The organism is Halogranum amylolyticum, assembly GCF_900110465.1.
GTDB lineage: Archaea > Halobacteriota > Halobacteria > Halobacteriales > Haloferacaceae > Halogranum > Halogranum amylolyticum.
In genome coordinates this window covers 1-11,260 of sequence record NZ_FODV01000034.1, presented here as the reverse complement: position 1 = coordinate 11,260, position 11,260 = coordinate 1, and the positions used below count along the sequence as shown (strand labels likewise).

General features: G+C 58.1%; 10 protein-coding genes and 1 pseudogene. 5 read left to right on the top strand and 6 right to left on the bottom strand.

Annotated features, from left to right (window positions below; translation table 11 throughout):
- The first annotated feature begins 265 nt into the window (after positions 1-265).
- The 3 genes from BSG17_RS24335 to BSG17_RS24325 all read left to right on the top strand — a co-directional run bounded on the left by BSG17_RS24335 (position 266) and on the right by BSG17_RS24325 (position 1,868).
- Complete coding sequence (locus tag BSG17_RS24335) at positions 266-832, top strand: DUF7342 family protein (protein WP_089827964.1); 567 nt, start codon at positions 266-268, stop codon at positions 830-832.
- Complete coding sequence (locus BSG17_RS24330) at positions 825-1,253, top strand: toxin-antitoxin system TumE family protein (RefSeq protein ID WP_089827963.1); 429 nt, start codon at positions 825-827, stop codon at positions 1,251-1,253. The genes BSG17_RS24335 and BSG17_RS24330 overlap by 8 nt, the downstream gene beginning before the upstream one ends.
- A gap of 192 nt (positions 1,254-1,445) precedes the next feature.
- Positions 1,446-1,868: a hypothetical protein gene (locus BSG17_RS24325; RefSeq protein WP_089827962.1), complete on the top strand. Its 423-nt coding sequence runs from the start codon at positions 1,446-1,448 to the stop codon at positions 1,866-1,868.
- A 105-nt stretch (positions 1,869-1,973) separates the two neighbouring features.
- Here BSG17_RS24325 and BSG17_RS24320 read toward each other — a convergent pair whose 3' ends face one another.
- The 6 genes from BSG17_RS24320 to BSG17_RS24295 all read right to left on the bottom strand — a co-directional run bounded on the left by BSG17_RS24320 (position 1,974) and on the right by BSG17_RS24295 (position 9,003).
- A complete protein-coding gene (locus tag BSG17_RS24320) occupies positions 1,974-2,942 on the bottom strand; it encodes a DUF7983 family protein (protein WP_089827961.1) in 969 nt (322 codons plus the stop codon).
- A 94-nt stretch (positions 2,943-3,036) separates the two neighbouring features.
- Complete coding sequence (locus BSG17_RS24315; protein WP_089827960.1) at positions 3,037-4,383, bottom strand: DUF790 family protein; 1,347 nt, start codon at positions 4,381-4,383, stop codon at positions 3,037-3,039.
- The gene (locus tag BSG17_RS24310; RefSeq protein ID WP_089827959.1) at positions 4,370-5,782 is read right to left on the bottom strand and encodes a DEAD/DEAH box helicase; all 1,413 of its coding nucleotides are present in this window, start codon (positions 5,780-5,782) and stop codon (positions 4,370-4,372) included. Before BSG17_RS24310 ends, BSG17_RS24315 begins: the two co-directional genes overlap by 14 nt.
- 158 nt (positions 5,783-5,940) lie before the next feature.
- Positions 5,941-6,150, bottom strand: a complete 210-nt coding sequence (locus tag BSG17_RS24305; protein ID WP_089827958.1) for a KTSC domain-containing protein — start codon at positions 6,148-6,150, stop codon at positions 5,941-5,943.
- Positions 6,151-6,214: 64 nt separating this feature from the next.
- Entirely contained in the window at positions 6,215-8,206 is a 1,992-nt protein-coding gene (locus BSG17_RS24300) for an SWIM zinc finger family protein (RefSeq protein WP_089827957.1), read from the bottom strand.
- Positions 8,203-9,003, bottom strand: coding sequence for an SWIM zinc finger family protein (locus BSG17_RS24295; RefSeq protein ID WP_089827978.1), 801 nt, complete (start codon positions 9,001-9,003; stop codon positions 8,203-8,205). The genes BSG17_RS24300 and BSG17_RS24295 overlap by 4 nt, the downstream gene beginning before the upstream one ends.
- A gap of 295 nt (positions 9,004-9,298) precedes the next feature.
- On the opposite strand from BSG17_RS24295, the gene BSG17_RS24290 reads away from it, so the two are divergent.
- Together BSG17_RS24290 and BSG17_RS24285 are read left to right on the top strand one after the other, a co-directional pair.
- Complete coding sequence (locus BSG17_RS24290) at positions 9,299-10,333, top strand: outer membrane protein assembly factor BamB family protein (protein WP_280141218.1); 1,035 nt, start codon at positions 9,299-9,301, stop codon at positions 10,331-10,333.
- A gap of 256 nt (positions 10,334-10,589) precedes the next feature.
- Positions 10,590-11,260 (top strand): annotated as a pseudogene (locus BSG17_RS24285) (ISH3 family transposase); the annotation flags it as partial.

Here is an 11,260-nt window from a genome sequence, read left to right as displayed (position 1 = left end):
TCATCTGTCGCAAGAGGTTGGAGAGTTCGCTGTATAACTCTTTACCCGCTCATTGTTTGGCGTTCCAAAGACAACGAGAAAAGAGGTCCAACCCCGCGTTTGAATTCTATCCACTCATGTAGGGCGGTAAGCCCTGCCCTCGAGGAATGAGCTGAGCGCTGTAGCGTCAGTAGAGAAGCACGAGAGCAGACCAAAGCGACTCTTGAAGTCCTGAAATAATTCTTCGTACAGTAGATATATGACAGGGTAGGTCGTTAGTGCGTACATGGACATAACTGATACGCCTGATGGGATGCCAGCTGAGAGCGAGGAACCGCCTGAATTCGATGCGTGGGAGTCTCCGGAGGAACTGCTGAAAAGCGGGCCGACAAGAGAGCGAATGCTCGATGTCGTGATGCAGTTGCGAGAGCCGACGAAGGTGTCAGCAGTAGCTGAGCGTGCCGATTGTGATACAGAAACGGCGCGTGACTACTTAGAGTGGTTTGCGGAGATGGGAATCGTTCGTGAGCTGCCGGGCCGACCGGTACGGTACGAGCGGAACAACTCGTATCTACAGTGGCGTCGAGTCGAGCAAATCCGTGGACAGTATTCGGAGGGAGAGATTGTCGAGCGCCTCAAAGAAACGGTCGATGCGGCTGAAAAGTACCGCGAACGCTTTGACGTGGAGTCACCTGACGAGGTGTCTCTGGTAGATCAAACTGGCGAGCAGTCGGTGGAAGACATCTGGGAGGCGGTGTCTGAGTGGAAGACACTGGAAGTGCGTGCAGCGTTGCTAGATGCGGCACGTCGTGATAGGTTGTCAGGTGGGCGTGCTGGGAGCATCAATGCCTAATGGGGAGTCAGACGGAACTGGCAGCATCGATAGCGATGTGTTAGAGCGGATTGGTCGGCGGTTGGAGAAGAGTGCTCGCTTCTCCAATGTTGATCATCACCCTTCGTATGCACCGAATGCTGTAGTGGCTGAGTTTGATGTGGGATATTTCCCGGCGCGTGTGGAGCGTGCATATCTTCGTATTCGCTGGTTTGTGACGGATGATTTCAACGTGCATTATTCCGAACAGTATCATAACGGGAAGTCGTGGGAGTGTCGGTGGGATCGGCATCCGAACAGTCACAACGACCGCGAGCATTTTCATCCGCCGCCGGACGCGGCGACACCTGGAGAGGATATGATGTTTGCGAGTGATTTGCGCGAAGTAATTTCACGTGTGATGGCAGAGCTGAGTGAGCGAATCCAGTCGTTCTGGGACTAGACGGGCAGTTGCTCTTTCTGATGGTCGTGTTCAGAAAGCGTCGAAACAAGCGCTGAACAACGTTGAGGAGCTGGCACACCAACTTGCAGGTCGGTAGTGTCTGGGGACGACAGCTTGGATGACCCACTGTCAATTAACAACACACAGACAAATGAAGTAAACCCACTTGCTCTCGCCCTTGCGCAACGGGCCATGCCCGACGAACAAGCTGGTGAGGCCGCCCCTGCACACATCCTCGAGGCTGCCGTCGAGGCGTACATCGTCGCGCTCTTAGCTGGTGACGCTGCTGGCGACGAGGCCGAACGCGTCGCCGTCGATGTGACGGCGAGTGCAGCCGTCGACGAGGCGCTGAATCAACTCATCGCCGAGAGCACCGAGTTCGCATCGACAGCCGACCTCGTCGCTGAGGGCGTCGCGCGTGCAGTGGGTGGGGAACGTACCCAGGAGATTGAGGGCCTCGGGGCGTATCGACGACAACTCGAAGCGATAGCCACCAACGACGACTACGCCGTCGACGACGTGTTCAGGTCGTCGACGCGGCACTCGTGTGGGTTGCGGCGCAGTGATCGGGTGGTCCAGAGGTCAGTGATCAGATGGGTGCCGAAACGGCTGTAATTTCTGTGCTCCGATTGGACTCCTCATCTCTTGGAAAAAAGACTCCCGTCGATGTCGAATTGATCGGATTTCCACACCCGAACCAGATACAGGACCGACAGGCCGTCACTGGACGTTTGCGCCCGTGCTGAAACTTGTGAGATCGTCGATTCGTTGTTCTAGCGCTTCGATTTCTTCGCGCAGTTCTGCTGCCTCCGCCTCTTCGGATCCCGCGAGTCGGTCTTTCAGCCCTTGGAGGCGAGTTTCTTTGATTTCCTCGTCGACCTCCGCCTTCCGAACATAATCGCTTTCTTCGATCTCGTAGACGTCAGAATCTGACAACGTGGTTACGTCCAGTGCGTCGTCGACTTTTGTGCGGTCGACGCTCATGACGCGCTCGCGGTCGATTCCTTCGGCTGCGAACATGGCGAGGACCTCTTCGTCGTCTTTAAGCGATCGATTGCGTCGCGACGTGCGTTGGACGGAGCCATACTGCCCGTGGACAGGTCGATCGTGGTGCAGTCGGGTGAGCAAGACGTCGGCAACGGCTTTCCGAACGTCGTTAGCGTTCCGTTGAACGTCCGACAGCAGCGTGTAGATGTTCACCAGTGCGTCCGTTTCCAACTCAGAGAGCTCGGTTACGTCGTGGCGTTCGAGTGCGTCGACAAGGAGCAACGCATCCGAGTAGACGTCCAATCCGTCAGGTTCGGTCCGCTCCTCGTCGTCAGCGTTGTGCTCGCCGTCAACCAGTTGCGTTACCGTTGGGCCCTCAGTCTCGGTAATGACTCCTGTCTCTTCGTTTACTTCGAACCGGGGATGGAGACTCAACACTGCTGGGTAGGGGTCTGCATCCGGTGGCAATCGATCCAGCGCAAACCCATTCACGGAGTCCTGGATTTTGTGAGAGAGGGTTTCGAACTGCTCACGTTGCAGTGGTCGCTTGTCTCCCGAGTTCTCGAATCGAATGATGATGCGATGTTCCTGCGTCTCTGTGACCTGAAATCGCCGATGTGAGAGCGGTGTGATGAGCGTCGCCTCATCCGGTAACTCATCGAGTGTCTCGAGGACGGTGTGCCAACAGTCGCTGAACGGCATAGTGTTGCCTTTGTCCCGTGTCAGCTAAACCTTGTTTTTGATGCGACTCACTCCATCCAACGCTCGTCATAGGGCAAGTCCTGTGTTCACCCTCTCACGGAGTGATTTCGGATTGTTTCCCGAACATCTCAGCCAGTTCAACCACATCGTACACGTGAATCCCCGTTTTGAACCAGAGGACGCGGTCAGCTGCACTGCCGAATTCGTCGCTCGCACAGTCCAGCTGCTCTGAGACGGCAAGAACGAAATTGTCGGCCTCTACCTGCCGAATCTTCTCCAGTTTCGACTCGAGATACTCGGGCGTCCAGAACCCGACGACTTCGAGGATGACTCGCCTGCCGTCCGGATGTTCGATCGCGAAGTCGGGAATCATCACCTCTGCGCCGAGGTCAAAGACATCGTCCTCTCGCTGTAACTCCCACTCAGTGGTCGAGCGTTCCCATTTCTGGGCCAGTGTACGCTCAACATCGCTATCGAACCGTTCACCGGCGCTGTAATGCGAGTCAAGCCCCTCAGTGTGGTCAAGCGAGAACTGCCGTGTCTCACCCGTTGCTTCATCAATGAGCACCTCGGCGTCCATCTCCCAGCGATTACACAGCGGCAACGCTGGCAGGAAGTTCGCCAGTCGAATCCCGTACTTTCGAGACTGGGAGAACAGCGACGCTGGGCCATCCAACATGGCCTCGTAGCCGGCGGCCAGATCTGTACTTGAGACACGGGTGCCGTCAGCATCAATCGGATAGAGACGGTGCATGAGTCCGAACAGTTTGACGTAGCTGAACACCGTCCCGAAGTGGTCCCAGATACGGATGCGCATTTCCGTCGCATCGTAGAGGACTGCCTGTGCGAGCGCAAGATTATACCGGGTCAAGAGCCAGTCGACGGTGAGGTCGGTGTGTTCGTACTCCTCGTCGCTGTTGCCAGTGAGCGTGGTCGTCGATGACTCAGTTCCATCGCTCTGATACCGGTCAGCGGTCCGCGTCCCAATCCGGACAAGACGTTTGTTCGCCTCCAGATCCGCGTACATCCCCCGGTAACACGTTTCGAGCGAGATTCCGAGTTCGTCAGCAATCGTGCTGTACACATCCAGCTTCTGTGTGTCCTCGCCGAGTGTTGGCTGACGAACGATTGGATACTGGTCGTTCGCTCGCTCAAACAGTTGCCGACGAATCTCACGCGGGTCGACCGGTGCCACGACCTCGAACTCACACTCGTCTGTCAGTAGTTTCGCCAGTCCTTGGACGATCTTGTAGTCGGTATCCGCGACGGTCAACTGGTCAATCGCGTCCTCAAGATCGCCTTCCGGTTCGTCGAGATGCGCCTCGAACAACTCGATAAGCTCCCGTGCCGTCTCCCGGTAGCGCTCGTCGGTGGGATCAATGAACAGCGGCGTAATCTCGGTCCCGGTTGTGCGTGAGCGCGTGAGGTCAGCGGTCAGCACTGCCAGTCACCCCCTGTCGCCGCCGTTGAGAGACGTATGTTTCCATCGTGTCCGCCGTGATAAGCTCGTAGAGCCGCGCTGGTTGGTGGTCATCGGTGGGACGAAGAATCCGGCCGAGTCGTTGGGCGTACTGGCGTTTCGAGGCACTCCCCGAGAGGATGATTCCGACGTTCGCAGCAGGGACGTCGATACCCTCGTCAAGGACTTGCGACGTCGCCAGCATCGAGTACTCACCACTGCGGAAGCGCTCGAGTATCTCGGTGCGCTCGTCGGTCTTCGTCTGGTGGGTGATACAGGGAATGATGAACTCCTGGGAGATTTCGTAGGCGAAGTCGTTGTTCGCGGTGAAGATGATGGCGCGATCGTCGTGGTGACGCTTCAGGAGGGTATCGAGTGTATCGAGTTTCTTGTTCGCTGTGCGAGCGGTTTTCTCGGCCCGTTGTTTCGCGATGAGCGCACGCCGTCCCTGTGGGTCATAGGATGTCCGTTTGAGGAACTCCTGATAGCCGTTTGCTTTCCAGAGATCGAAGTCGTGACTGTCGACGTAGTCGCGATAGATCTGGTACTCCTCATCATACGTGGCACGCTCGTCGGCTGTGAGGTCGACAGACATATGGATTGTCTCGTATTCACTGAGATACTCACCGGCGAGTTCGTCGACGTGTTCCTCGTAGACGACCGGTCCGATGAGCTCCTCAAGGAGTTCGTGTTTCCCGTCTGGACGTTCGTATGTGGCGGTCAGCCCGAGCCGGTACGGCGCAATCATCATCTCGGGAATCTGCTGGTAGGTCGGCGCTGGTAGGTGATGTTCCTCGTCGACGACGAGCAAGCCGAACTGGTCACCGTACTCGTTGACGTAGCGATACGCGCTATCGTACGTCGTAACCGTAATCGCCGTGACCTCGTGGCTCCCGCCACCGAGAACGCCAATCGGTTCAGTGAGCTGCTCACCGAAGGCGTTGGTGAGCGTTGCGTGCCACTGGTTCATCAGGTCAATCGTCGGTGTCACGACGAGTGTGCTGACGCCGGCATCGGCGATGGCTTGCAGTCCGAGAAACGTCTTTCCACTACCCGTCGGGAGGACAACGCTGCCTCGTCGTCCGTGGTCGGCCCACGCGTCGAGGGCGGCCTGTTGGTAGTCACGTGGTTCGATGTGGAGCGCGGGCGTGAGGTCGAAGTCTGGATATGCTCGGGCAGCATCCTCGATTGACTGTGTGAAGCCATCCTGGAGGGTTGCCTGTTCGTCGCCGTCTTTCCACGCGCCGGCCCACTCAAGCAGGGAGCGGTACTGATAGGCCTGCGCGCGGTACTCGTCGACGCGGTCATCCCACTCTGCAGCGGGCACGTTATTAGGTGCATCACGGAGTAGGAGGGTCCCGTCGTCGAATTCAATCCGCATTCAGTACGTGGACGCACGCAGTCGACGGGATTCAATCTGTGGGTTGACTCTCCACTTTTTACCGACGGCGAGTAGCCAACAAGGAGGATTGGTGTGACAAATTGCTGATTGATTTGGTATTTCTCACTCCTTGTACTCCCATACCAGCCCGAGGCAACTCATCGTATTCGTACGTAGCTGTGCCCACGAATGTGCTGGTTGAAATAGCGACCAAGTGAGTCGGCGTCCAGCAGGTCTCTGTAGGTCCTTTCAGGGATGTCGATATATTGGTATACTTTGCCGTCCTGGAGTTCGACCTCCAGCACCTGTTCGTCGGAATCGTAGCCGACGCTTGCGAGCAAGGATGAAGAAACCGAGTCACGATTCATAGAGGTAATTCGTAGGGAAGCCAGATAACTTCTCACGCCAGTACGATCACAGACACACAGACAGTCAGAATCCTGCCTTCTCTAGTTCGTCGAGAAACGCCGGGCGATTCGAGTGTTTCTCCTTCAGGAAGTCGAGAAACTCTTCGAATCGTTCCTCGGAGACGAGTGTTTGCAGTTCCTCTAGGTGGTCGATGACCGCTCGATAGTGGCGACGTCCCGTGTCACCGGCAGCGAACGAGACGAGTTGTGCTTTGTACACTTCGAAGTAGTCGGCTGGACTGACGGGTGCAACCGGTTCTCGGTAGCGGCGCAGCCACGAGAGCTCACCAGCCGCCTGCAGCTCGTCGAATGCCTTCTGTCGCTGGGCCTCGTGGACGTACATGGCGATGAGCCGTTCTCGGTCGCGCTCGCCGAGAGCCTCCTCAAACTCTTCGAAGAGTGTCTGCCACTGCTGGCTCTCACAGGCATCTTTGAGCCTGTCGTAGGCGCCCCACTCGCCATGCTCGAGAAACAGCTGTGTGAGGAGTTCCTGATATTCTGCAGCGTTTCGGTCTCGATACAGTTCGGCCGCAAGCCAGCGGAGCTCAACTGACGAGTCGAAGGTGTCGATGCCATCTTCGACGACCTCGATGGCACGCGTTTCAGCTCCGTGGTCGATCAGTCGCTCGACATACTGCGTGCAGAAGCGACAATCTTCGAGGTATATCTCTTCGTACAGCGCTGAGAGGGTGTCGTCTCGTTCGAGTGCCGCGAGCACGTGGACGCACATCGAGAGGACGCTTCGTGTGTGAACGGTCGAAGAAGCGTCTAGCCCGGTGCGATCGGATTGCGTCTGTTCGAGCTGGACGGTATGCTCGTCGACGTCCGTCAGCCCGTCAACGCGCAGTTTCTCGAAAGTGTCGCCGGTGAAGTACCTGAGTTCCAGCGGACCGACCGCAAGATGCTTGACGTCAATCGTTCCACCAGTGAACTCGTCGATGGTGAGCGGTCCGTCGGTGAAATACGAGGTATAGAGGACGTCGTCCGTCCGCTCGTAGTCGGGCTCGGTCTCGTCGTCCATCGAGGCTGGCGTTTCCGAGGAATCTCCGATTTCTTCGGCATCGATATCCTGGTCGCCGGGTTCGGTCGTCCGTGTTTTGCTACTCCCTGGTTCGAGGGAGACGCCAGACACGTGCGCATCCAGCAAATCGAGCCAGTATTCGTGGTCAGCTGTCGTTGTACAGAGGATGCGTAATGCATCGTCGTAGTCCTCGCTGACGAAGTGATACTCCGCCGTGAGGAACTCCTCGAAGAGATACTCGATGTAGCGCTGCTTCTCTTCGTGAGCGAGTTCCTGTTCTGCAACTGTCTCTGCGTACGACTCGATAGCGAATCCCAACTCACGGCCGCAATGACCGCTACTGTCGTCGATCCGGTTCATGTTCTCGCGAATCGTCTCAGCAACCGCCCGATAGATGTCCGTCGCCGAATCGACGTGCCCACGCTCTCGGTGTGTCGCTGCCAGGTCATCGTACTGTGAGAAGTCAATTCGGGTGTCGTGCTCGATCATCCCACGGCGACTGGCCGCGTTCTCGAACAGCCGGTCGAGCTCCTGTCTGTAGTCGGAGACTGTTCGTCCCGGCTCTTCGCCCACGAACGCGACGAATCGGTCTCGGAGGTCGCGGTCATTCTCGATGACGTCCAGCAAGAACGTCCGAAGCTCGTCGGCAGTCGGTTCCTCAACCAGCGTTTCGATGTCTGCGGGTTCAGACAGCCGGCCGTCCGAGTCGCTGCCGGAGTCGATCTCTCGGTCGTCGACGGCTAACAAGACCGCGATGACGTGTTTGCAGTCTCCAGCGTAGTCGTATGGGCAGCTACAGAAGGTGTGTATCGCGTCCGTCCCGACATCGATCGAGACGTCGTAGTCGCCGGTGCCGCGAACCGTGGCCCGAATTTCGTCGCCGTTGACCTCAAGCGCTTGAATCCGTCCCTGTTTCCAGTAGGTGACGCCTCGCTCGAAGGACTGTCCGGTACAGAGCGAACGAATCTCGTCTCGGGTAGGATATTCAAGTGTCATCGTCGGTCTTCGAGATCCTCAAGTGCACGCCAGAACTGCTCGCTGTTCATTGTCGGCTCAGACATCGCCTGTTGTTCCAGCACGCCTGCGTAGGACTCGAACGCCTCGGGCGTCGGATTGGCTGCACGCACACACTCGACGTAGCCATCGAGCGCAGCCTGGAGGGCTTGCGCGTAGTGGTCGTAGGCGGCGTCGATTCGGTCGTGGTTGTCGTCGATCCCCTCGAAAAGCGCCCGATAGATGGTCGCCGCCGCCCGGTAGCGGTCGCGTTCGCGATACTGTTCGGCCATCTCGAAGAAGTGCGAGAAGTCGATCGCGTCTGTGACGACCGGGTAGTCTTGGGTATGGTCGTCGAACAGTCGCTCGATTTCGTTGCGGTATTCCTCAATCGATTTGCCCGTGTCGCTAAATCGCGCGAGAAACTGCTCGCGGAGAGGCGGATGCTCAGCAAGCGCATCGCGTGCGAATTCGCGCAGTTCGTCTGCCGGTACGTCTTCGAGGACCGATGCAACGCGCTCGCTCTCATCGTGCGGTGGGTCCGCAGCGACATCCAACAACACCGCGACGATGTGTTTGCACTTACCCACCCCGTCGTAGGGACAGGTACATTGTGCGTCGATGGTGTCCCCTCCCAGTTCGAGGGTGACGTCGTAGCGAGACGATCCCTGAACGACGGCCGTGACGACGTCATCGAACCGGTCGATCCGCCGAATCAGACCCTGCTGGCGGTAGTTCTGCCCGCGTTCGAACACGGCGTCGGTACATAGGCTTTGGATGGTCTCCTGTTCGATATTCATCAGAGACACATCGACGTCCCAGACGAAAAAAAACCCACCAACGACGACTACGCCGTCGACGACGTGTTCAGGTCGTCGACGCGGCACTCGTCTGGTTTGCAAGCACCCGCTAACTGGGCGTCCCACAGGCGCCGCAAGAGAATTCAGAGAGCCACCAAGATGCCTGCAGTCTCGCTATCTCGGGATAAGTTCGCCCACACAGACATTCCAAAGATAGTATATGTAAAGTGCAGAATATCCAATCGCGATAGCAGCGTACTCTCTGCCCGGGACGACGCTGTATCGCATCCGAGAGGTGCCCCACCTTCTCCCCAATCCCAAGGATTGGAGTGTCCCGGTCGAGTCGCACATGGGCTATCACATCCCCATCGTCGGCGACGACACGGTCTACGTCCACAATTTGGATACGACACTCTTCGCGTTCGCAGCCGACACGGGCGACGAGCGGTGGCGGACCCCCCTCGAGGGACCAGGGCCGGCGCCGACACTGGGCGGCGGTCGACTCGTCGTCGCGACCGAGAACGGGCTCAAGACGTTCGATGCAGCGAGCGGTGAGCAGCGTTGGACGGTGGAGACCCCCGCTGCAGGCGTCTTCGACTCACCACCAGTCATCGCACACGAGACAGTTTACTTCTATGGAGGCGTTGGTGTCAGTGCGTTCGACCTCGCCGATGGGTCTCTGCAGTGGCGTGTCCCGATCGGACTTGCTTCGGACTCTGCACCAGCCGTCGGCGACGACACGCTCTACGTCGCTGGCGACGACACCTATCTCCGCGCCCTCTCGACAGTTGATGGGAGCGAACGCTGGCGACAGAAGACAGCTGCACATATCGACTGCAACGTCGCCGTCGCCGGAGAGACCGTCTATGCGGGTTCCGAGTCCGGAACGGTCCTCGCCTGCGACCGGGCGGACGGAGCCAAACGCTGGCAGTACAGCCTCCCGACCGACGAGGAACGACAGCGAACGCCGCAGATGATTGCGACGGATGGCGCTCGCGTGTATGTCACGACCGACGACGTCCTCTACGCGCTCGATTCGAAGACTGGACGGCCCTGCTGGACGATCGATACCCATCGGCGTCGCTACAGTAGTGGCATCGCCATTGGCGACGGCACACTGTTCGTCCCAACCGAGGACAGCGATTCGGCGTCGGAACCATCCGCAGGCGCCGTCTACAACGCCGCGAACGGCGAGCGACTCCGAGGGTTCGCGACAGACGCACCCTACGGCTTTGACGGCGGTCCGAGCGTCGCTGGGGGCGCGGTGTATACGAATGGACGGGCTGCCTTGCGGCGGTACTCTGCGGAGGAGACAGGTGCTGCAGAGTGACCCGTGGAGCTCCCGCTGTTTTCTTTAGTGGCGTCACTGTCATCGACTGGAATTCGTGAGTATTGCCTCGTCCCGGGATGCTACTCAGCGGAGCCATCTGGACCGCGGTTGGTGTCGTCATCTTCGCTTGGGGACCGAGTGCGATGCAGTCGGCAGAGACGATGGGCGTGACGGGTTCGTTACATACTGAAGGTGCGTATATCTATAGTCAGTACTTCACAAAGCCGCTTAGTTAGAAGGTCTGCTTGCAGAAGGTGTGTCTAAAACCCAACAAGCAGACGGTTCAATCCACGAGGACCAGCTCCTTAACTTCCTCGTCAACTCCTTTGACGAGGAAGTTGCTCTCACTCTCGGTGAAAACGCTGAACTCGATGCTGAAGACATCTACGAGGTCCTCGTCGGCGCTTGCGCCGACGGGACCTCGGTCTCGACGCTCTGTGAGAGAAGCGAAGATGCACCCCACAAAAACTCCGTTCTCTACCATCTTCGCACCAAGTTCGACCTAGAGACGCTCGAACAAGTTGGCAACACGCTTCTCCAGAAGGACGTTCTCGACGTCCTTCCCCAGCAGGTGGAGGTCGTTTCTGACCTCCACCTGCGGCCCTACTATGGTGACGAAGACAACACCGACGGTCTCTATCACTCCCAAGCGAAGCGTGGGACCACCGCGTTCCACGCTTACGCGACACTCTACGCGCGTGTGAAGAACAAACGCTACACGCTGGCGGTGTCGCCGTCTGACCGACGGCGACACCGCCAGCAGTGTCCTCGCAGAGTTTCTCGGTATCCTCGACGGCCTTGACCTCGACGTCAAGGCCGTCTTTCTTGACCGCGAATTCTACGACAGCAAGTGTTTGACGCTGCTTCAGGCGCACAACCACGCCTACGTCATGCCGGTCGTCCGCTGGGGACAGACGATCAAGCAAG